19 protein-coding genes and 1 pseudogene are annotated in these 19,954 nt (G+C 70.2%); 10 read left to right on the plus strand and 10 right to left on the minus strand.

Features of this window, described 5'->3' with window-relative positions; all coding sequences use genetic code 11:
- Positions 1-20: 20 nt before the first annotated feature.
- Positions 21-1,850 carry an alpha-galactosidase D gene (locus ACTWQR_RS49950; protein WP_443233992.1) on the minus strand — a complete coding sequence of 610 codons (1,830 nt, stop codon included), beginning with the start codon at positions 1,848-1,850 and terminating at the stop codon, positions 21-23.
- A gap of 136 nt (positions 1,851-1,986) precedes the next feature.
- Positions 1,987-3,171, minus strand: a complete 1,185-nt coding sequence (locus ACTWQR_RS49955; protein WP_443233993.1) for an ROK family protein — start codon at positions 3,169-3,171, stop codon at positions 1,987-1,989.
- Positions 3,172-3,558: 387 nt separating this feature from the next.
- Here ACTWQR_RS49955 and ACTWQR_RS49960 point away from each other — a divergent pair, with 387 nt between their 5' ends.
- Both ACTWQR_RS49960 and ligD read left to right on the plus strand, forming a co-directional pair.
- On the plus strand, positions 3,559-4,182 hold the full coding sequence (locus ACTWQR_RS49960) for a DNA polymerase ligase N-terminal domain-containing protein (RefSeq protein WP_443233994.1): 624 nt from the start codon (positions 3,559-3,561) through the stop codon (positions 4,180-4,182).
- Positions 4,183-4,188: 6 nt separating this feature from the next.
- Positions 4,189-5,199 carry a non-homologous end-joining DNA ligase gene (ligD, locus tag ACTWQR_RS49965; protein WP_443233995.1) on the plus strand — a complete coding sequence of 337 codons (1,011 nt, stop codon included), beginning with the start codon at positions 4,189-4,191 and terminating at the stop codon, positions 5,197-5,199.
- 92 nt (positions 5,200-5,291) lie between these two features.
- On the opposite strand, the gene ACTWQR_RS49970 is transcribed toward ligD, so the two are convergent.
- The 4 genes from ACTWQR_RS49970 to ACTWQR_RS49985 form a co-directional block, all read right to left on the minus strand.
- Complete coding sequence (locus ACTWQR_RS49970; RefSeq protein ID WP_443233996.1) at positions 5,292-6,755, minus strand: aminotransferase class I/II-fold pyridoxal phosphate-dependent enzyme; 1,464 nt, start codon at positions 6,753-6,755, stop codon at positions 5,292-5,294.
- Positions 6,756-6,815: 60 nt separating this feature from the next.
- On the minus strand, positions 6,816-7,016 hold the full coding sequence (locus ACTWQR_RS49975; protein ID WP_443233997.1) for a hypothetical protein: 201 nt from the start codon (positions 7,014-7,016) through the stop codon (positions 6,816-6,818).
- A 33-nt stretch (positions 7,017-7,049) separates the two neighbouring features.
- Positions 7,050-7,736 (minus strand): HemK2/MTQ2 family protein methyltransferase, encoded by a 687-nt coding sequence (locus ACTWQR_RS49980; protein WP_443233998.1) that lies wholly within the window; start codon positions 7,734-7,736, stop codon positions 7,050-7,052.
- Between the two features lie 343 nt (positions 7,737-8,079).
- On the minus strand, positions 8,080-8,253 hold the full coding sequence (locus ACTWQR_RS49985) for a CsbD family protein (RefSeq protein ID WP_443233999.1): 174 nt from the start codon (positions 8,251-8,253) through the stop codon (positions 8,080-8,082).
- A 228-nt stretch (positions 8,254-8,481) separates the two neighbouring features.
- Between ACTWQR_RS49985 and ACTWQR_RS49990 the strand changes: the two genes are divergently transcribed.
- Positions 8,482-8,856, plus strand: coding sequence for an ANTAR domain-containing protein (locus ACTWQR_RS49990; RefSeq protein ID WP_443234000.1), 375 nt, complete (start codon positions 8,482-8,484; stop codon positions 8,854-8,856).
- Positions 8,857-9,050: 194 nt separating this feature from the next.
- On the opposite strand, the gene ACTWQR_RS49995 is transcribed toward ACTWQR_RS49990, so the two are convergent.
- Positions 9,051-9,845, minus strand: a complete 795-nt coding sequence (locus ACTWQR_RS49995) for an RNA polymerase sigma factor SigF (RefSeq protein ID WP_443234001.1) — start codon at positions 9,843-9,845, stop codon at positions 9,051-9,053.
- Between the two features lie 390 nt (positions 9,846-10,235).
- Here ACTWQR_RS49995 and ACTWQR_RS50000 point away from each other — a divergent pair, with 390 nt between their 5' ends.
- From ACTWQR_RS50000 to ACTWQR_RS50015, 4 genes are all read left to right on the plus strand, one after another.
- Positions 10,236-10,406: a hydrophobic protein gene (locus ACTWQR_RS50000; protein ID WP_443234002.1), complete on the plus strand. Its 171-nt coding sequence runs from the start codon at positions 10,236-10,238 to the stop codon at positions 10,404-10,406.
- 113 nt (positions 10,407-10,519) lie between these two features.
- Complete coding sequence (locus ACTWQR_RS50005) at positions 10,520-10,825, plus strand: hypothetical protein (RefSeq protein WP_443234003.1); 306 nt, start codon at positions 10,520-10,522, stop codon at positions 10,823-10,825.
- A gap of 18 nt (positions 10,826-10,843) precedes the next feature.
- Positions 10,844-11,161, plus strand: coding sequence for an NUDIX domain-containing protein (locus ACTWQR_RS50010; RefSeq protein WP_443234004.1), 318 nt, complete (start codon positions 10,844-10,846; stop codon positions 11,159-11,161).
- Between the two features lie 103 nt (positions 11,162-11,264).
- Positions 11,265-11,891, plus strand: a complete 627-nt coding sequence (locus tag ACTWQR_RS50015) for an alpha-ketoglutarate-dependent dioxygenase AlkB (protein ID WP_443234005.1) — start codon at positions 11,265-11,267, stop codon at positions 11,889-11,891.
- Positions 11,892-12,011: 120 nt separating this feature from the next.
- On the opposite strand, the gene chvE is transcribed toward ACTWQR_RS50015, so the two are convergent.
- The 3 genes from chvE to ACTWQR_RS50030 all read right to left on the minus strand — a co-directional run bounded on the left by chvE (position 12,012) and on the right by ACTWQR_RS50030 (position 17,795).
- Complete coding sequence (gene chvE, locus ACTWQR_RS50020) at positions 12,012-13,103, minus strand: multiple monosaccharide ABC transporter substrate-binding protein (protein ID WP_443234006.1); 1,092 nt, start codon at positions 13,101-13,103, stop codon at positions 12,012-12,014.
- Positions 13,104-13,570: 467 nt separating this feature from the next.
- Positions 13,571-14,359: an aminoglycoside adenylyltransferase family protein gene (locus ACTWQR_RS50025; protein ID WP_443234007.1), complete on the minus strand. Its 789-nt coding sequence runs from the start codon at positions 14,357-14,359 to the stop codon at positions 13,571-13,573.
- Between the two features lie 244 nt (positions 14,360-14,603).
- A complete protein-coding gene (locus ACTWQR_RS50030; protein ID WP_443234008.1) occupies positions 14,604-17,795 on the minus strand; it encodes an amidohydrolase family protein in 3,192 nt (1,063 codons plus the stop codon).
- A 322-nt stretch (positions 17,796-18,117) separates the two neighbouring features.
- Between ACTWQR_RS50030 and ACTWQR_RS50035 the strand changes: the two genes are divergently transcribed.
- The 3 genes and pseudogenes from ACTWQR_RS50035 to ACTWQR_RS50045 all read left to right on the plus strand — a co-directional run.
- Positions 18,118-18,393, plus strand: a complete 276-nt coding sequence (locus ACTWQR_RS50035) for a hypothetical protein (RefSeq protein WP_443234009.1) — start codon at positions 18,118-18,120, stop codon at positions 18,391-18,393.
- Between the two features lie 60 nt (positions 18,394-18,453).
- Positions 18,454-19,200 carry an MBL fold metallo-hydrolase gene (locus tag ACTWQR_RS50040; RefSeq protein ID WP_443234010.1) on the plus strand — a complete coding sequence of 249 codons (747 nt, stop codon included), beginning with the start codon at positions 18,454-18,456 and terminating at the stop codon, positions 19,198-19,200.
- A gap of 126 nt (positions 19,201-19,326) precedes the next feature.
- Positions 19,327-19,954, plus strand: a pseudogene (locus ACTWQR_RS50045) (MFS transporter); the annotation flags it as partial.

Raw genomic sequence — 19,954 nt, forward strand, 5'->3', positions numbered from 1 at the left:
CGACAAGAACGTGGCGACGGTCAGGACGATTTCGGTACGTCGATGCGGTCGATGTCCGGGGCGTAGCCGGAGCCGCTGTCGAACGTGATCGTGTTGGCGCCGGCCTTGAGAGCGACGGGCACGCTGACGGTCTCGGCGGTCCCCCAGTCCCCGGTGGACGGGAACTTGTGGCGGGTGGCGCCGTTGCCGTTCGCGGAGACATCGACCGAACGGGCGTCACCGCTGACGTAGGCGACCTTCACCCAGTACGTACCGGCCTTGGCGACGGTGACGTCGTTGAAACGGAGCTTGCCGCCGACGTAGAGGTTGCCGACCTTCTGGCCGCCCGAGCAGGCATCGCAGCCGGCGACGGAGGCGTTGCCACTGAGAGTGTTGGCCGAGGACTCGGCCTCGTAGCCGGTCGTGGTGAGTGCGCTGCCGTGCGGAGTGACCGTGAACAGGCGGGACCCGTGGGCCGGGAGAGCCTGCGTCACCTTGTTCTTGAACGTGCCGAGGTTCTCGTGGTTCCACAGGTCGCGGACGGCGGCCCTGCCGGTGAAGCCGAGGGTCGTCCAGTCGGCGGTGACCGCGGCGGGTGCGTCGGCGAGGTTGAAGAGGGCCACGGTGTAGGTGCCGTCGGGGTTCTTGGCGGCCCACACCTGCTGCGGGTCGGACGGTGTGACCGGACGGGCGGGTGGCGTGTTGCCCTGGTTGAGGGCGATGACCTCGCGGTTGGTCAGCAGGGACAGGCCGTAGGCGTCGAGGCGGGTGAGGTCGTCGCCGGTGTAGAGCGGGGACTTGGCGATGGCCCAGAGGGTCGCGTAGCTCTGCCGTTCCGCCTTGCTGAGGCCGTCCATCTGCCCGTTGCCGACGTCCAGGGAGTCCAGGTCGTTCCAGCCGCCCGGGCCTGCGTGGCGGGTCCAGCCCGGGGCGTCGTCCCAGCGGTCGTCGACCGAGTTCTCCCAGCTGACAAGGGTGTTGCAGTAGCACTCGACGTCGGTGTCGATGCGCCAGCCGTTGGAGTACTTCTTCCAGTCGGTGATCCGGCCGATGTCGAGGGACCAGGAGATCTCCAGATGGATCGGGCGGCCGGTGGCGGCGATGGCCCGCTGCCAGGCGGCGACGTCGGCAACGTTGTCGTACTGGTCACCGTTCTTGCCCGAACCCGGCCCGACCCCGTCGAGCTTGAGGAAGTCGTAGCCCCAGTCGGCGAAGAGCCGCGCCTGGGAGTCGACGTACTTCTGCGCGCAGGGGCGTGAGAAGTCGAGCTTGTAGGCGCTGTCCCAGCCGTTGGTGGTGCGCAGGTCGTCGTGAACGATGTCGGCGGTCGTGCAGTCCTCGGCGTTCCAGATGGGGACCTTGCCGTCGCCGTACGCCTCCTTCTCCAGGCCGACGGGCAGATAGATGCCTGCCTTGAGGCCCTTGGCGTGGATGTCGTCGGCCAAGGCCTTCATGCCGCGCGGGAAGCGACCCGGATCCGCCTTCTGACGGGCGTACTGGTCGAACCCCGGCTTCCAGTCCTGGTCGCGCCACCATCCCGAGTCGAGGTTGACGTACTCGTATCCGTACGGCTTGAGCTTGGCCGCCAGGGCATCCGTCTGCTTGAGGACGTTGCGCTCGGTGAGGTAGCTGTAGTCGCCGTCGGGGTTGAGCCCGGGGTACTTCGAGGACTGCATGCTCCAACTCGACCAGCCCATGTACGGCTTGGTCGCGAGGCCGGGCGCGCCCTCGGTGTCGGCGGTGGGGGCAGCGGCTCGCGCTGCTGGGACGGTTGTGGCCATCGCGGCCGTGAGGGCCAGGACGAGTACGGCTCTTATGGATCGGCGGGAACGGCGGCCTGGGGTTCCGGGGGCGTACGAGGATGACCGCATGGGTCGGACCTCCTGTGGCGGGTTCGGCTGCGGGTGTGGGATGAGTAGTGGTGTGGTGGCCCGAAAGGGGCACGGGGCTGTGACACACGCGGCTTCGTCGCCTGGGCGGCGCGACCAGCCACAGGCGACCCGCGGGTTACGTACCAGCCCCGCTGATGAAGGACTGGATCGCCGTGGCCGCGGCGCCTCGCGCCCACTCGTCGAAAGGCAGCGGACGTGTCAGCACGTCGCACTGCGCGGCCGTGCCGAAGGCGGACGCGGCGAAGGCGTCGCGGATCTGCTCGGCGAACAGGTCGTACGCCGCGAGTCCCTCGCCGGAGATGATCACGCGCTCGGGTCCCAAGAGGTTGGCCACGGTCGCGATGGCGCGGCCGATCGCGTTCCCGGCCCGCGCGTAGACCTCCCGGGCGCCGGGGTCGCCCCGGCGGGCCAGGTCCACCGCCTGCGCGGCGTCGGCCACCGGAAGGCCCGTCGCCTCGCGCACCGCGGTGACGATCGCGGGGTCGGCGGCGATCGCTTCCGCGCAGCCGCGGTTTCCGCAGTGGCACGGCGGTCCCGTCGGGTCGATGACCACGTGCCCGATCTCGCCGGCCACTCCGTGGGCACCCGAGACGACCTTCCCGTGCACGACGAGGCCGCAGCCGATGCCCGCGCCCACCGTCACCACCGCGAAGTCGGAGAGCCCCACGCCGGCGCCGAACCACTGCTCGGCGACGGCCAGGGCCCGGACGTCGTTGTCGACGGTGACCGGCAGTCCGGTCGTCATCCCCACGAGCTCGGCGAGGGGAAGGTCGCGCCACTCCAGGAAGGGTGAGAGGCGGACGGCTCCGGCGGCGCGGTCCACGTCACCGGAGACGGCGACGCCGAGTCCCTGGACCTGGACGCCGAAACCGTCCGCCTCGGCGAGGAGTTCCTGCACGAGCGCGGAGATCGAGGCCAGCACGGTCTTCGGGTCGCGCGCCACCAGGGGCAGGTGCCGGGCGACCCGGATCCGGCAGCACAGGTCCGTCAGTACGGCGATGATCTCGTCGCCGGTCACTTTGACGCCGATGAACAGCGCCCGTCCGCCGTCCACGCGCACGGGGTTGGCCGGCCGCCCCAGGGACGAGCGCGCTTCGTCGCCCACGTCGTCCACGTCCTCCACCAGGTATCCGGCCTCGATCAGCGGCCTGACCGCCTTGGTGACCGCGGCCGCCGACAGCCCGGCCCGGCCGGCCATGTCCGACCGGGTGAGCGGACCGTGGGACAGCACGGTGGTGAAGACCTGGGCAGCGGCCGGCGTGTGGGCCGGGAACGCCTCCGTACGAGGAGTCGAGCGCATGGCCCGGAACCTATGACTGTTCTTTTCCTCCGTCAATAAAAGAAGCAAAGGTTTTTTGAGGATGGGCTGTTGAGCTCATCCAACCTGCAATTCCTCGATGACAGACGGATGTTGATGGGCGATCCAAGGAGTTGCCCCGTACGGGTCGAGGAGCCGGGCCGGCGTCCGAGGTGCTGCAGCCCGGTCAGTCCTTCGAGGCGGTCTGCCGGAAGCAGGGCGAGAACGTCAGCGACAACCCCTGATGGGTCTACGCCGCGGACCGGCCTCGCAGATCCCGTGCTCACCGCCAAGGATCTGCGTCGGCCGGGCATGTGCGGGGTACCCGGGGCCTGCGGGACGGCCGGAACTGCCTGCGGCCGGCCCGCGGGGCGAGGGAAGGAGCCGGACGTGCCGGACAAGGGCGGGCTGCGGACCTACCGCGGCAAGCGTGACTTCGACAGGACCGAGGAACCTCGCGGCCAGGACGGGGCATCGGGCGAGGGGCTCCGTTTCGTGGTGCAGATCCACGACGCGAGTACGACACACTTCGATTTCCGGCTCCAGGTCGACGACGTGCTCAAATCCTGGTCGGTCCCGAAAGGGCCGTCCCCCGATCCGCAGGACAAGCGGCTGGCCGTGCCCACGGAGGACCATCCGCTCGAGTACGAGGAGTTCGAGGGCGTGATCCCGGAGGGAGAGTACGGCGGTGGGACCGTCATCGTCTGGGACCACGGCACCTACCGGCCCCTGAGCCATGACCGTCGTGGGCGGTCCATGCCGTTCGCGGAGGCGCTGGAGCGCGGGCACGCCACGTTCTGGCTGGACGGCTCCAAGCTGCACGGCGGGTACGCCCTGACCCGTTTCCGCGGCGGGAAAGGCGACGGGAAGGACACGACGGACGAGGCGTGGCTGCTGGTGAAGACCGACGACGAGCGGGCCCGACCGGGCGACCATGGGACCTCCGATCCGCGCCGGGCCCGCTCCGTGCGCAGCGGCCGCACCCTGCGGCAGGTCGCCGACGGACGGAGGTGACCGGCGATGACCGATCTCCTGGGCTCGCTGTCCGCGGACCAGACGCGGCTGCTGCGTGACGCGCGTCCCGGCGTGGAGCTGGCCTCCCAGCCCATGCTCGCCACGCTGAGCGACCAGCGGGACTTCCCCGGCGAGTGGATCTTCGAGCGGAAGCTGGACGGCGTCCGCGCCCTGGCGGTGCGGGAGAGCGGACGAGTCCGCCTCCTCTCCCGCACCGGCAGGCGGCTCAACGAGACGTATCCGGAGATCGTCGACGCGCTCTCCGCACAGGCGTGCACGGACTTCACCATCGACGGCGAGATCGTCGCGTTCGCGCACGGCCGCACCGACTTCGCCCGTCTCCAGCAGCGGATGGGCCTCACCCGGCCCCGGGACGTCGCGGCGAGCAAGGTCGCGGTGACGTACTACCTGTTCGATCTGCTCCGGCTGGAGGGCGCGGACACGACGCGGCTCGCGCTGCGTACGCGCAAGTCGCTGCTCCGCCGCGCCCTGGCGTACCGGGCCCCGCTGCGCATGTCGACGCACCGCAACGAGGGTGGCGCCGAGCTGCTGACCGACGCCTGCGCCCGCGGCTGGGAGGGGCTGATCGCCAAACGCGCGAACAGCCGCTACGAGCCCCGCCGTTCGCCGGACTGGCTGAAGTTGAAGTGTTCTCAGGGGCAGGAGTTCGTCGTCGGCGGTTTCACCGAACCGGCAGGCAGCCGCGTCGGGTTCGGCGCGCTGCTGCTCGGCTACTACGACGGGGACAGGCTGCGGTACGCGGGCAAGGTGGGCACGGGCTTCGACCACCGAACGCTCCTCGCGCTGCGCGAGCGCCTCGACGAACTCGGCGTCTGCGCCTCGCCGTTCAGCGACCGGGTGCGTGAGGCGGGCCCCCACTGGGCGGAGCCGCGACTGGTCGCGCAGATCGACTTCACGGAGTGGACCCGGGACGGCATGCTGCGGCACCCGCGGTTCCTCGGGCTGCGCGAGGACAAGACGGCTCGGGAGATCGTGCGTGAACGGCCCTCGGCGTAGTCGCGCCCACCTGCGGACGCGGAGACATAGGGCCATGGAGACCTGGCGACATGCCGACATGGCGGCGTTGGGACAATGGGTCGTAGCGGCGTTCACCTGCGGACACGGATCGTGCGCAGCTCCGGATCGGACGCGTCCGGCAGGTTCATTCCGCCGCGCAGACCGGTCCGGAGGTAGCGCAGTACGGGCTCGGTGAGCCGTTCGCCGGGCAGGACCGCCGGAATGCCCGGCGGGTACGGGGTGATCATCTCGACCGAGACGCGGCCGGGCGCCCGGTCCAGCGGTACGGGCTCGGAGGGACCGAAGTAGGCGTCACGGGGCCGGCAGGCCTGTTCCAGCCGCATGTCCTGGCCGCTCGGTACGTCGATCTCCGGCAGCCCGGCCGAGAGTTCCCCGGCGTGTGCGGAGAGGTCACGCAGGGCGGCGAGCAGCGGATCCGTGGTGGCGGGCGAGTCGGCGTGGGTGAGCTGGGCGCTGATGCGCCGGTGGTCGGCCAGGTGCGTGTCGAGTCGGTGCTCGCGGCGCAGCCAGTCGGCCGCACGGTAGCCGCTCGTACCCAGTCCGCTGACGTCGATGACCACGGGCAAGGGGTCGAAGTCGACGGACAGTCCGGGTCCCGCGAGATCGTCGCGGCCGAGGACGTGCAGGCCGGGGATCTCGTCGACGGCGGAACGGACGTCTTCGGCGAGGCGCAGCGCGTCGTCCAGCAGCGTCTTGCCCTGCAGGACCATCTGGCGGCGCCAGGCGTCGAGTCCCGCGTAGATGAGGACCGACGGGCTGGTGGTGCCGAACAGGTCGGCGCGCGACTGCAGAGTCGTCGGCCGGATCAGTGATCCGCCCAGGTGGAAGACGGAGCCCTGCTCCAGCCCGCTGCCCATCTTGTGGATGCTGGTCACGCAGATGTCCGCGCCGGCGTCCATCGCCCAGGACGGGAGATCCGGGTGGAACGGCAGATGGGCGCCCCAAGCCTCGTCGACGACGAGGGGGAGACCACGCGCGTGGCAGATCTCCGCGATCTCCCCGAGGGCCGCGCAGCTCCCGTACGGGGTGGGGCTGGTGACCAGGGCTCCTCGGGCGTCGGGATGGCGGGCGAAAGCCTCTTCGAAGGTCTCCGGGCCGGGTGCGTGGGCGAGGCGCTGTTCCTGGTCCCATTGGGGGTCGGCCCAGACGGGCCGGATCCCGGAGAGGATGAGGCCGGAGATCACCGACTTGTGGGCGTCGCGTCCCACGACGAGCTCCTCGTTCGGGCCCGCCACGGCGAGCATCGCCGCCTTGACCGACAGAGAACTGCCGCATGTGGTGAAGAACGTGTGCTCGGCGTGCACGGCGTCCGCCATCAGCTGCTCGGCACCGATCAGCACATGCCCGATCGTGCGGCGGTCGTCCAGTCCTCCGGACGCCAGCAGGTCGGAGTGGTAGACGGCGTCCCCGAGCGTCTGCCGCGCCTCCGGGTCCGCGCCGCGCGCCTGCTTGTGGCCCGGCGGAGTGAAGGCGAGTTCACCCCGCTCGTGATAGCGCCGCAGGGCATCGAGTACGGGCGCTTGCGTGTGGTCCACCGGGACTTCCCTCCCTCCGACGGTAAGATCGCGACGGCCCGGGGCCGATGGGCGCGCCGCCTAGGCGGAGTGGCCGCCGTCGACGGCGGCCTTGTTCGCCCGGGGGCTCGGCGTGATGGGGTCGCCCGGTCCTCCGCCGCGGCCTTCCGCGGTGTCCGTGTCGTCCTCGTGGCCCTGCTCCTTGACTTCCTCCAGGGCCTCTTCGGTCGCGGTGCGGGTTGCTTTCCTGCGCCTCATGGGGCGTTGAAGAATCTTGCGCATGCACCGTCGGGTACCCGGTGAGTCGGTGTGCAGTCAGGTCTGCTCGGCGCGGATGATCACCAGTTCCTCGTTCTCCTCGCGCGTGCCGACCCGGCCGGACGCCCGGAGCCACGGAAGACGGGAACGCAGCACGGGACCGAAGGGTATGTACGTCCGGTCGCTGACCGTGGGCCGCAGGCCTGAGCCCGCCAGGCGGTCCAGGGTCTCCTCGGTGTCGCTGAGCCCAGACTGGACGAGGAGCAGCACGCCTCCGGGACGCAGCGCGCGCGGCACGTCGGCGCAGATACGGTCCAGGATCTCACGCCCGTCGCGGCCTGCGTCCCAGCGCCGCTCGACGCGTCGGCCGTCCGACGGCGAGGTGGGCGGTGTGGGGAGGTACGGCGGATTGCTGAGAACCATGTCGAAGGTCCGGCCCTGGACGGGGGCGAGGAGGTCTCCACGGCGCACCGTGACGCGATGCCGGGACCGCAGGACGTTCAGCCGTGTGGTGAGGACCGCACGCCAGGCGATGTCGACCGCCGTGACCCGGGCTCCACAGCGGGCGGCGCAGATCGCGAGGGTTCCGTTGCCGGTGCCGAGGTCCAGCACGTCCATCCCCGCGCTCACTCCCTCGCGGTAGAGGGCCTGGGCGAGGAGGAACGTGTCCGCCTGCGGCTCGTAGACACCCGGCGGCGCCATCAGGGTCGTAGGAGGGTGCACTGGTTCGACGAGAACAGCCATGAGAGGGACCTCCGTCCGGGCGCCCTCGCGGGTGCCGGAGGTGAGCGGCGCCGACCGCGGTCGCTTGGCGGCGCCCGTGTCATCAGGGCATCAACTGCCCCTCGCCTTCATGACATCGAGTGCCCTTCAGCCCCTCCACCACACTTCCTCACCCCGCCCCACCCACCCCTGCCCTCGTCCGACCCCAGCCCACAGACTCCCGGAAGGCATGGATGTCATGGGCTTCAGGGGGCCACGGGGCCACAGATCCCTCCGCGGCTCAGCACAGCAGAACGCCCCCGGCAGCCGCACGGGCTGTGCCCGGTACGGCCGTTCAGGGGCGTTCCGCGCGAGCGGTCCCGTATTACCGGCCGGACTTCTTCCCGCGCTCGGAGGTCTTCGCCTGCATTTCCTCGGCCTTGCCCGTCAGCTGCTCGCCGCGCCCCTCGGCCTCCATGGACCTGTCATCGGTGGCCTTGCCCGTGGTCTCCTTCAGCTTGCCCTTCATCTGCTTCGCCTTGCCCTTTGCCTTAGCCATGGTCTTTCCGTCCTTTTGTGGGGGTTGAACTGCCGTATCCACCCTGCGCCCCGCACACCGAGCTCGCAATCCGTGCACGTTTCAGTACGTTCCGTTACTGATCGATCCGCTTTCGCCTCACCCCGCACTGGCACACGCCCGACCGAGTGGCGACGATGGATTCAGACCACGCAGCGACGGGACCACGACGCACAAATCCCGACCCACGCCCGCACCCCGGAGGGGACGATGACCTCAGACGCCCACTCGGGAGCAGATGAACCGGGCGACCCGCCGGAGCCCACGGCGGCCCCGGATACGGAGATACCCCGGATCGTCGAGTTGCAGGAGGAGATCGGCCAGCTCAAGGAGGCCGTGACCTCGCACGCCGTGGTGGACCAGGCGATCGGCATGATGGTCGCGCTCGGGCGGGTGACTCCCGACCAGGGCTGGGCCGTGCTGCGGGACGTCTCCCAGCACACGAACATCAAACTTCGGAATGTAGCCGAGTTGATCATCATATGGGGGCAGAAAGGCGATCTCCCGCCCGATATCCGGGCCACTCTGGAAGACGCACTCGACCGGTACGGGCCCACATTGATTCCGGATGTTGATTCCGGATGATTCTCCGCCGCTGTGAGGGGGTTTCCTTCGGCCCTCAGGGGTTAGTTCGGACAGTGGCAGCGAACTGGCAAACCGCTCCCGGGAGGGTTCGGCAGTGAGCTCGCCGCTCCGCCGCCCGATCCGGAATGACCCGCGACGGGCGGCTGAGTCTGTCAGCAGGGCCCAGCCTGGCGTCGCGGGTCCGGTTGTTGTTGTCAGGCACTTTCGGCGAGCGTCTCCTCCCGCACCTTGGCGCAGCAGCCGCTGAGCAGCCGGGAGACGTGCATCTGCGAGATGCCGAGCTGCTGCGCGATGCAGCTCTGGGTCATGCCTCCGAAGAAGCGCAGGTAGAGGATGGTCCGTTCACGCTCCGGCAACGCTTCCAGGCAGGGCTTGACGGCCTCCCGGTCGACGACCAGATCGAACCCGGAGTCGGCTTCGCCGAGCGCGTCCCCGAGCGCGTAGCCGTCGTCGCTGCCGGGCAGCTCCGCGTCCAGGGAGAGGGCGGTGAAGCTGTCGAGGGCCTCGAGGCCTGCTCGTACGTCGTCCTCGCTCATCTGCGCGTACTCGGCGATCTCGGCGACGGTGGGCCGACGGCCCGGGGTCGTCTGCGACAGGTCCTTCACCGCGGAGCGGACCCGGTTGCGCAGGTCCTGGACCCGGCGCGGCACGTGGAGAACCCACATGTGGTCGCGGAAATGACGCTTGATCTCGCCGGTGATGGTCGGGATGGCGTAGCTCTCGAAGGCGCAGCCATGGCTGGTGTCGTAGCGGTCGACCGCCTTGACCAGGCCCAGGGCCGCGACCTGGCAGAGGTCCTCGACGGACTCACCACGTCCCCGGTACCGCATGGCGATGCGGTTCGCCATGGGCAGCCAGGCCTTGACCAGCTCGTCGCGCAGCGCTTGGCGCTCGGGGCCCTCGGGCAGGGCCGCGAGCTTTTCGAAGTCCGCGGCCGTGTCGGGGGCGTCGTCGTGGGGGTGTTGCTTCGTTCTGACGGTGATTCGCATGGCGCGTCGCATCTCCCTCAGTGGGACTGAAGGGACAGTCGCCATGGGAGCGCGCGCCCGGACCGTTGGGACACACCCGCGATCTGGCGGACCAGCTCCCACGGACGTGCCTCCTGTCCGAAGCACTTACAGGGCATTTGCCCACCTTCGGACGACTCAAACGATGCACTTAATTCCGTTACGTCATGCAATCGGCTGGTAATGAGGCGTAACTGCACCGACCCCGGAAGTATGTGAATTCATTTCGGCGAACGCCTGGATGCATTCGCCCCATGGAGCCTTTGCCGCGCAGCGACGGGCCAGGCTGGGGCGTATAGAGGCTGGCGCCGTACGGAGGCGGCCGTGTAGAGCGGCGATTCGGGGAACTCGGCCTCTCAGGAGGTGGAGGTCATGGTCCCCATCTTGTTGGTTCTCCTGTTGGCCCTGATTCTCTTCGGGGTGGGATTCGCCGTGGAGGTCCTCTGGTGGATCGCCGTCGCCGTGCTCGTCGTCTGGTTGCTCGGCTTCCTGATGCGTGGCCCGACGGCCACGGGAGGCAGGTCGCGTTGGTACAGGTGGTGAGGGAGCTCCCTTGGAGAGGGAACTCCTTGCGGGCCGGCCCCCGGATGCGCGTTTCCGGGGGCCGTCGCCCTGAGCACGCCGCACATGTCATACCTCCCTGGCACGATGCGCGGATGACTTCACCACGCGGCCGCTCAGTAGACGGCAACAGCCACTCAGGAGACCAGAACAGCCGGCCACCACACCACTACGAGCCCTCCCGCATCGAGCTGGCCGGACTCCTGAAGGAAGTGGAGCCCTGGGACGAGCTGGAGCGAACCCACCTGGAGACCGCCGCCGAGTGGATCGCCAGTGGTGCGCCGCTATACCGGACACGTAAGCCCGACGTCCCCCCGACGCACCTGGTCGTCTACTTCGTCGTCCTCGACGAGTGGCGCGGGCGCATGCTGCTGGTCGCACACCGCAAGGCCGGCCTGTGACTGCCCGCCGGCGGACACGTGGATCCGGGCGAGCACCCGTGGGCGACGGTCGTCCGCGAGTGCGGCGAGGAACTGCACGTCCCCGCCGTCGCGGCCGCCGCCACCGGAGAGCGGCCCTTCTTCCTCACCGTCACCCGGACCCGAGGGCAGGGCGAGCACACCGACGTCTCGCTCTGGTACGTCCTCAGCGCCGACCCGGCCGACATCACCTCCTACGACGAGGAGGAGTTCACCGCGATCCGATGGCTGACCCCCGAAGAAGTCCTCGCCGAGCCGCCGAGCTCCCTGGACCCGCACATGCACCGCTTCACCCGCAAACTCACGCGGGCGGCGTGACGCATAAGCCAGAGCCACAGAAGCCACCACAGCCGAAGGCGGAGCCATGGACCCCGACCAGCCCGGTAGCACACGCATTCGAATATGGGGGTAGCCTGGACGTATGTCCACGCACCTCCAGGGCTCACTCTTCGACCAGAGCGACGACGTCGTCCTGGCCCCGCTCAACGGGCTGCGCCGGACCGTGCTCGGCGACGGGGCGTGGATCGACCAGCTGACGGGGTGGCTGCACGGGGCCGACGCACTGTTCGCGCGACTCGCCGACACGGTTCCGTGGCGGGCCGAGCGGCGACAGATGTACGAGCACACGGTGGACGTACCGCGGCTCCTCGCGTTCTACCGCGCCGACGACAGGCTGCCGCACCCAGTCCTGGACGAGGCCCGGGACGCCCTGTCCTCGTACTACGCCGACGAACTCGGAGAACCGTTCACCACGGCCGGGCTCTGCTTCTACCGGGACGGCCGGGACAGCGTGGCCTGGCACGGGGATCGGATCGGCCGGGGCGCGCGGGAGGACACGATGGTCGCCATCCTCTCCGTTGGCGCTCCGCGCGACCTGCTCCTGCGACCCCGGCGCGGCGGCGCCGCCCTGCGCAGACCGCTCGGGCACGGCGACCTGATCGTGATGGGCGGCTCATGCCAGCGCACCTGGGAACACGCGATCCCCAAAACCGCGCGGGCGGCAGGACCCCGGATCAGCATCCAGTTCCGGCCGCACGGCGTGCAATGACCGCAGGAGGCAGCGGTGGCCGGTGGGGCGCAGCGACCGCGGGAGACAGTGGCCGCAGTGGCGCGGCGACCACAAGCGCACTGGGCGGGAGACCTCTCCCGCCCAGTGCGCCGAGACACCTTATTTCAGGTCGCCCTTCTTGATGTAGCCCGAGTCGACGAGCGTCGACTCGTAGTTGCCCTTGTCGACGCTCACGGGCTCCAGGAGGTACGCGGGGACGACCTTCTTCCCGTTGTCGTACGTTCTCCTGTCGTTGAGCGCCGGCTTATTGTCGTGGACCACGGAGTTGACCATGTAGGAGGTGACCAGCGCGAGCTCGCGGGTGTCCTTGTACACGGTCTGGGTCTGCTCACCGTCGATGATCGACTTGACCGACGGCACCTCGGCGTCCTGGCCGGTGACGAGGGGCAGCGGCTTGCCCTGGGTGCCGTAGCCGTGCTCCTTGAGCGCCTCGATGATGCTGATCGACATTCCGTCGTACGGCGAGAGGACCGCGTCGAGCTTCTCGTCGGCGTAGTTCGCGTCGAGCACCTTGTTCATGCGCTTCTTCGCCGTGGGCCCGTCCCAGCGCGGGGTACTGATCTGGTCGAGTTCGGTCTCGCCGGATCTCACGATGAGGTCGCCGTTCTGGATGTACGGTTCCAGGACCTCCATCGCGGCGTCGTAGAAGTACTTCGTGTTGTTGTCGTCGGGGGAGCCCGCGAAGATCTCGATGGTGAACGGGCCCTTGGCGCTGCCGTTGACGAGTCCCAGTCGCTCCGTGATGAAGTCGGCCTGCTGCTGGCCGACCTTCACGTTGTCGAAGGTGGCGTAGTAGTCGACGTCGGGACTGTCCAGAATCAGCCGGTCATAGGCGATCACGGGGATGCGGGCGTCCTCGGCCTTGCTCAGGACTTCGGTGAACGCGCGTCCGTCGACAGAGGCGATGACCAGGGCGTCCACACCGGCGTCGATCATGGCCTCGACCTGCGCGACCTGGGCCTTCGGGTCGTTGTCGGCGTACTTCAGGGTGGTCGTGTAGCCGAACCCCTTGAGTTCACTGACCATGTTCTGACCGTCGTTGATCCACCGCTGCGACGTCTTGGTGGGCATTGTGATGCCTATGGACGCACCCTCGCCGCCGCTGCCGGCGTCGGAGCTCTCACCGCATGAGGCGAGAGAGAGGGACAGGACCGTGGAAATGGCCGCGACTGCGGTGGTGCGGGCGCGCATGCTCATTGTTCCTCACTGGGGGACAGGCAGTTGGCGGAAACCGGACGGCCGCCTGAACACCGAGCGGTTGGGGCCGTCGTTCGCTCCCGGCCGGAAGGGGATTCGTGGCGCCGTACCGGAACGGTTCGCACAGTTCGTGCGTACGCATCCGGTGTCGGACACCAAATGTTGAGTGGGGCCTGCATGCACAGAACTTCCGGGATCGGCTGGACTCACCGGGTCGCGGTGAGAGGTGGAGCGTCAGACCGGACGGTATGGCTCTCGCGTTGGGGCTCCTTTGAACCCGCACACGAGCAGGCCGGGGTGACCGGCCCCCACGCGCGCGGCATCGAACGTGGGGTGCGGGGAGCGTATACCGGTGGGCGCCCGCTGTGGTCCACTTCCGTCACATTAGTTGCGACGGCGCACGATCTTTTGGGTCGGCACGGTGCGGTTCCTGGTTTGTTTTGAGCGAGTCTGAGCACCAACTACTTGCCCTTCACGGCTAGTTGCTCGATCGCGCGGACGACGTGACCGACGTGCTCACGAACCTCCGGCATCAGCCCCCTCCAGGACTCCCTGTCGCTTCCGAGCTCCCCGAGATAGCCTGCCGTCGCCCTGGCCAGTACGGGCCGGTGCCGGGACGGGAGGCGGTCGAGCGCCCAGGCGGCTGCCGCGTCCTTGGAGGTCACGGTCCCGGTTGCGAGGGTCGTCCGGATACGGGCGAGGGTGAGCAGGACGTTGCGGGTGTCCGACGCGAGCTCGGCGAGCAGCTCCGGGACGCCGGCGACGATCGCGCGCCGGAGGTCCTCGTCCGGCACGGGATCGAGGACCTCCGCGGGCGGCGTGCCGAACAGCGGCGCGTTGCCGAGCAGCACCATCGTGATCAGTGGCGCGAGATCGGGCAGGGGCGCAGGGACGGGCACCACGCCGCGCTCGAACTCCTCGCGCAGCCACTCGCCGTAGAGGAACTCGCAGCGTGGCGGGTACCGCCAGGGGCGGACGTCGCGCTGGGCGACGACTGTCAGCTCGACCGGACGGGCCGGTCCGCCCCGGGCGCCATCGCCGGAGATCTCGAGCAGCCCTTGGACGAGGGTTCGTCGCTCGTGGTCCGTCGTGCGTCGCCGAGCGACGACGAACACGTCGAGATCGCTGCTCGGCCGCAGGCCTCCGAGGACGGCGGAACCGTGCGCATGGACGCCGGCGATCTGCGCCGTGCCGAGTACGTCGTGCACCAGGTGAACGACACTGTCGGTCTGAGGCAGGCGGTCGGTCACGGTCCGGATCCTAGGCCGCCCGACGGTGGGCATTCGCGTCAGTTTCCGAGCGTGCGCGACGCCACGGGACGGAACTCCGGCAATCCACCGGTCGTCGGCACGCCGGACGTCCTCGACCGCGGCGAGTCCATGAAGCGGCGGCACGACTCCGCGACCGCCGATCCGCTGGATCGCACGGCGCACTACGCGTTCGCCATGGCCCGACCGGCCGGCGGTGGTCCCGTTCGTGAGCGGGACCACCGTCTCAGACCCCTGAGTCGCAGCAGCCGTCGCGCCTCATCAGCCGTCCCACGTCCAGCCAGTCGTCGTCGCCCCGCGCGGGACGAGTGGCGGGCTCGTACGCGGCCACAAGGTCGTCGGTCGTGTACGGGACGCCGCCCCGCAGGACGGAGACCGTCCGTACGAGGGTGTCGAAGTCCGTGAACGGGTCGCCGTCGACCACTGTCAGGTCGGCGAGTCTGCCTGGCTCGACCGTGCCGAGGTCGTCGGCCACGCCGAAGAGCCGGGCGGGCAGCACGGTCGCGGTGCGCAGGGCCGCCGCCGGGGACAAGCCGCCCCGGTGCAGCGCGCGCAGGCCGAGGTGGAGGGAGAGGCCGACGGGGACGAGCGGCTGGTCGGTGCCGAGGGCGACGAGGCCGCCCGCGGCCAGGATCCGCCGGTAGATGTCGGTCTCGGTGCGCAGGGTCGCCAGCTGGGCGGGGGTCGGCGGTACGCCCGCCGACTGCCGGACCAGCGCGGCGTCCCACGGTGGCATCACCGCGGTCACCCGGGGATCGTCGGCGAGCCCCGGGTCCGCGCCGAGGAGCGGCGCGGAGGTGAACGGCGTCGCGATGAGGCCGAAGTTGACGCCTCTCGCGGTGTAGATCTCCAGCAGATCCTCGTACGCCCGCCCGGACGCGGTGACCGCGTGCCCGAACTCGGCGCGCTGGGTGGCCTGCAGATGGGTCGTCAGGTCCTGGCCCAGTTGCACGCCCGGCGAGAGCATGTGGCCGCCCGATCGCACCCCCAGCCGCTCGTGTGCGAACCGCGCGGACTCCTCCATCACCCAACTCGGCGCCCGCACATAGGTCTTCACGAAGTCCCAGTCCAGCGCCGCACCCCGCTCCAGCGAACGCCGCAGACCGTCCCTGCTCCCATGGGCACGCCCCATGCTGTACGCGACCCGGGCACCGTCGAGCAGCTCGCCGGTGGTCAGCAGCCTCGGCCCGGCGAGCTGACCCGTCGTCACTGCCTCGCGGATCCGGGCCTGTTCGTACGCGAAGCCGCCGAGCGACACGGCGGTCGTGATGCCGTAGGTGAGCTGCCCGACGGTCTGGCGTCCGCCGTAGGTCACCTGCCACGGGTGGGTGTGCGTGTCCCACAGTCCGGGGACGACGGTCCGCTCCGAGGCGTCGATCCGGCGGAGCGCCCCGCGCCGCCGGTGCGGTTCGACGGCGGCGACGCGTCCTCCGCGTACGACGATGTCGACGTCGTCCCGTACGGACTCGCCCGTGCCGTCCCAGAGTCGGCCGGCGTGCACCACCGTGTCGGCGGGTACGGGTCTGCGCCGGTCGAGCGGTACACGGACGGTACGGGCCGGTCCGCCGTCGACATCGATCAGACGCAGCCGAGTGCCGGACAGGTACAGCAGCGTCTTGGAGTCGCCGGACCAGGAGGGATGGTCGGCCGGTTCGGTGGTGAGGGTGCGCAGGGCGCCTCGCGGAGTGCCGTCGGGGTCGACCGGCAGCAGGCAGAGCGCGGACTCGACGATGACCGCCATCCAGCGGCCGTCGGGCGACCAGACGGGGCCTGAGTCGTATCGGTCGGAGATGGAGACGTGGGGTGCGACGGGGTGGAGCCGGTCGGTGCCGTCGGTGGTGTCGACTACCCGGATGAGGTTGTAGCCCTCCCGGAAGCGGAGGTTGAGACGGTTGCGGTCGCAGAGCGCCAGGTAACGGCCGTCGGGCGACCAGCTGGGCCGCCCGGGCAGACCGCCCGCGCCGAGCGGGGCCGCGAGCACCCGTTCCGTACCGGCCGCCAGGTCGCGCACGACGAGACCGCCGGTCATGTCGAGGCAGGCGAGCCGTGTCCCGTCGGGCGAGAGCGCCGGATGCACCCGGCCGCCCGTCGCGAGCGCGGTCTCCTCTCCGGTGGCCAGATTTCGCCGGTACACGCCGAGCAGTCCGTCGCGGTCGTCGGCGTACAGCAGCGAACGTCCGTCGCGCGCCCACGCGGGCGAGAGCAGATAGCCGGTGGGCTCCGACCGCCGCAACCGTTCCGGTGCCCGACCGCCCGAACTCTCCGCCAGCCAGAGCGAGTTGAGGGCGGCGAAGGCGATGTGTCGCCCGTCGGGCGAGAGCGCGGGCAGATGAATGCCCCGCACCGGCCGCGCCCGCCCCTCCCCCAGGTCGTACTCCTTGACCCGGTAGCGCGGCCGCTCCACGGGCAGTACGCACTCGAAGGGCACCGTCTCCGGTTCCGTCGGCTTTTCCGGTCGTACGAGGGTGAAGTGGCCGTCCACGGTGAGCAGCAGTTCGCCCTCCGGCGTCCAGCGGGGCGGCACGGGCGCGATGTCCCCGGCGACGGCGACGGGCTCGCCGTCCACGACGAGCGTGCACGAGCCGTTGGGCGCGGCGGTGGTCCGCAGATACGCCAGGCGTCGGCCGTCCGGTGCGGGGGCGGGGGTCATGACCTGTGCCGCCGTGGTCTCGGTGTGCTCCGCGACGACCGGGCCCGTGCTCTCGGCGGGGACGGCGGCGATGGTCCGGGACTCGAGTCCGGGGCCGGTGGAGGTGGTGACGCCCTTGGCCCGTACGAACAGGATCCGTCTGCCGTCCGGCGTCCAGGTCGGGTCGAAGTCCTCCCAGGTTCCTTCCTGCAAGGGGCCTTCCTGATCGGGGAGGCCGGTGACGCGGGTCAGTTCGCCGGTGCGCAGGTCCAGCACATGGATGCGGTACGGGCTCCCGGTCACCGGGTCGCCGCCGCGCTCGGAGGCGAAGGCGATGCGGGTGCCGTCGGGCGACCACGCGGGTCCACGGTCGTCCCAGGGCCCGTCGGTGCGCTGCCGTACGTCCGAGCCGTCGGGCCGCATGGTCCAAACGTGGAAGCCGCCGCCCTGGTAGGCGCAGAAGGCGATGAGCTTGCCGTCGGGGGCGTACGCGGGCCGATTCGGTTCGAGGCCCGCCGGAGTGAGGGGGACTGCCTTGCCTCCGGTTCGCGGGAGCGACCACAGGACGCTCTGGATCTCGGCGATCAGGCGGTCCCCGCCGGGGGCGAGGGTCGCCGAGCCGTTGGTGGCCGCCGTGAAGGACAGCGGGAATTCGGTGCGCGGCCGCGCACCGGCAGGCGGGGCGCCTATGGCGGTGACGGCACCGGCGGCGCCCGCGGCTGCGAGGAGTTGACGACGGGAGAGGGAGAGGGCGAGGGAGGAGGCGGCGTTGCTCCGGTCACGATCCATGCCTCAGCACGCTCGCGCATCTCCAAGCACATGAGCAACAGCGTCATTCACGCCAATCCCGCGCACTGTTGACGAGGCGTCACCCCTCCTGGTGTGCAGGGGTCCGTGTGATCTCGGTTCCAGCCGGCGCTCGAGTCCACTCAGGGCTTCGAGCCGCCGGGCGGCCCGGTCGATCCGGTAGCAGAGCCGGTCCTGACGCTGCATCAAGGCCGAGAGCCGCGTTCCGGCGCACCGCGTCGCGTGTCGGACCGGCTCCGCGGTGATGGCGGGAGCGAACCTGGGCATGCGAACAGGGGGAACGGGCCGGCCGGAGGAAGGGCACATGGACACCAACGCGTGGATTGTGGTTCTCGTCGTAGCGGCCTTGCTGGCAGCGGCCCTCGCGGTGGCGGTCACCCTTCTGGTCCGGCTGGTCCGCACCCGGCGCGCGCTCCGCCGGGCGGGGCTGCCCACCGGTCCCCGCTGGGTGTTCTGGGGAGCGATCGCCTATGTCGTACTCCCGGCCGATCTGCTGCCCGACCCCGCCTACTTCGACGACATCGCCGTACTGCTCCTGGCGCTGAGGTCGATGCGCACTTCGTCCGATCCGCTGCGCTGACACAGCAGTCGAGCTGCTTGGCTGTGTCCGTCAGGGGGATCTCCAAGGGTCTGGAAGATCATGCGGGCAGACATCCGCCAAGTCGCCGACGGCGTCCATCTGGTGCACGGCAGCAACACCAACTGGGTGATCCTCACCGAGGGGGACGCCATCACCCTCGTGGACACCGGCTATCCCGGAGACCGCGAGAAGGTCCTCGCGTCCCTGTCGGCCGTGGGCGGTTCGCCCGAGGCGGTCACGGCCGTGCTGATCACGCACGCCCACAACGACCATCTGGGCTCGGCCGAGTACCTCAGCAGTACGTACGGCACGCCGGTCTACACCCACGAGGAGGAAGTCCCGCACGCGCGCCGGGACTTCCTCCATCAGGTGACCATCGGGAAGGTCCTGCGGAACGCCTGGCGGCCCGGCGTTGCGCCGTGGGCCGTGCACGCGTTGCGGTCCGGCGGCACCGACCACGTCCCGGTCACCAAGCCACAGCTCTTTCCCGGCAAGGGCGCTCTCGACCTGCCCGGCCGCCCCGTTCCCGTGCACACCCCCGGTCACACGGCGGGCCACTGCGCCTTCCACCTGCCGCAAGCGGGGATCGTGATATCGGGTGACGGACTGGTCAGCGGTCATCCCACCTCACGCCTGGCGGGACCGCAGCTGCTTCCCGACATGTTCCACCGGGAACGGAGCGCGGCACTGGCCTCGCTGGACATCTTCGAGGCGCTGTCGGGTGACGTCCTGTTGCCCGGGCACGGGCCCGTGCACCGCGGCTCCGTACGCGAGGCGGCCCAGCGCGCCCGGGAACAGGCGGCCTGACCCGGTCAGTCCGGGACAGGCTGACGATCGCCGCGTACCGCTTCGAGGTACGCGGCGACGGCGTCCCGGTTGCGGGCGAGGCAGTCGATGCGCCGGGCATCCGGTCGAGTTCGAGAGCCGGGCCCGATGCTGCGGGCCCTGACCGTCCCCGGCGTGGCCCCGGCCCTGTTCGTGACCTTGGTCTTCGTGCTGGCCCACACAATCCTCCACACGTACATCGCCAGGTTCCTGGACCGGCTCGGCATGGCCGACTCGACGGATCTCGTGCTGCTGGTGTTCGGCGCCGCGTCCCTGGTGAGCATCTGGTTCGTGGGCGCCCACATCGACCGACGCCTGCGCGCTCTCAGCCTCGCGAGCGCATCCCTGGTCGCCTCGGCGGCCGCGCTGCCGGCCGTCCTGGCCGACAGCCCTGCCCTCGTCTACGCCGCTGTGACGTTGTGGGGGCTCGGTTGGGGAGGCGCTCCCCGTCTTCTCCAGACGGCCGCGGCCGACGCGGGCGGGGACTCGGCGGATGCCGCGCAGGCCATGCTCGTCACGTTGTGGAACGCGGCGATGGCCGGCGGCGCGGTGGCCGGCGGGGTCCTGCTCGACCTCTTCGGCGCGGGCTCGTTTCCGTGGAGTGTGCTGGTGCTGATGCTTCCGGTACTGATGGTGGTGGGTCGGGCCCGCACACACGGCTTCCCCGCCGAGTCCCTACCGGGGGCGAACGGTAGCCCGGGAGGCTGCGGACCGTCCGTGGCTTGTCGAGGGGGGT

This window comes from Streptomyces sp. 2A115, from assembly GCF_052245575.1.
GTDB lineage: Bacteria > Actinomycetota > Actinomycetes > Streptomycetales > Streptomycetaceae > Streptomyces.

Coding starts and splice junctions, on each gene's coding strand:
- ACTWQR_RS49950 (WP_443233992.1), bottom strand. CDS start 1,850: ATGCGGTCATCCTCGTACGCCCCCGGAACCCCAGGCCGCCGTTCCCGC.
- ACTWQR_RS49955 (WP_443233993.1), bottom strand. CDS start 3,171: ATGCGCTCGACTCCTCGTACGGAGGCGTTCCCGGCCCACACGCCGGCC.
- ligD (WP_443233995.1), top strand. CDS start 4,189: ATGACCGATCTCCTGGGCTCGCTGTCCGCGGACCAGACGCGGCTGCTG.
- ACTWQR_RS49975 (WP_443233997.1), bottom strand. CDS start 7,016: ATGCGCAAGATTCTTCAACGCCCCATGAGGCGCAGGAAAGCAACCCGC.
- ACTWQR_RS49980 (WP_443233998.1), bottom strand. CDS start 7,736: ATGGCTGTTCTCGTCGAACCAGTGCACCCTCCTACGACCCTGATGGCG.
- ACTWQR_RS49985 (WP_443233999.1), bottom strand. CDS start 8,253: ATGGCTAAGGCAAAGGGCAAGGCGAAGCAGATGAAGGGCAAGCTGAAG.
- ACTWQR_RS49990 (WP_443234000.1), top strand. CDS start 8,482: ATGACCTCAGACGCCCACTCGGGAGCAGATGAACCGGGCGACCCGCCG.
- ACTWQR_RS49995 (WP_443234001.1), bottom strand. CDS start 9,845: ATGCGAATCACCGTCAGAACGAAGCAACACCCCCACGACGACGCCCCC.
- ACTWQR_RS50000 (WP_443234002.1), top strand. CDS start 10,236: ATGGTCCCCATCTTGTTGGTTCTCCTGTTGGCCCTGATTCTCTTCGGG.
- ACTWQR_RS50005 (WP_443234003.1), top strand. CDS start 10,520: ATGACTTCACCACGCGGCCGCTCAGTAGACGGCAACAGCCACTCAGGA.
- ACTWQR_RS50015 (WP_443234005.1), top strand. CDS start 11,265: ATGTCCACGCACCTCCAGGGCTCACTCTTCGACCAGAGCGACGACGTC.
- chvE (WP_443234006.1), bottom strand. CDS start 13,103: ATGCGCGCCCGCACCACCGCAGTCGCGGCCATTTCCACGGTCCTGTCC.
- ACTWQR_RS50030 (WP_443234008.1), bottom strand. CDS start 17,795: ATGGATCGTGACCGGAGCAACGCCGCCTCCTCCCTCGCCCTCTCCCTC.
- ACTWQR_RS50035 (WP_443234009.1), top strand. CDS start 18,118: ATGGACACCAACGCGTGGATTGTGGTTCTCGTCGTAGCGGCCTTGCTG.
- ACTWQR_RS50040 (WP_443234010.1), top strand. CDS start 18,454: ATGCGGGCAGACATCCGCCAAGTCGCCGACGGCGTCCATCTGGTGCAC.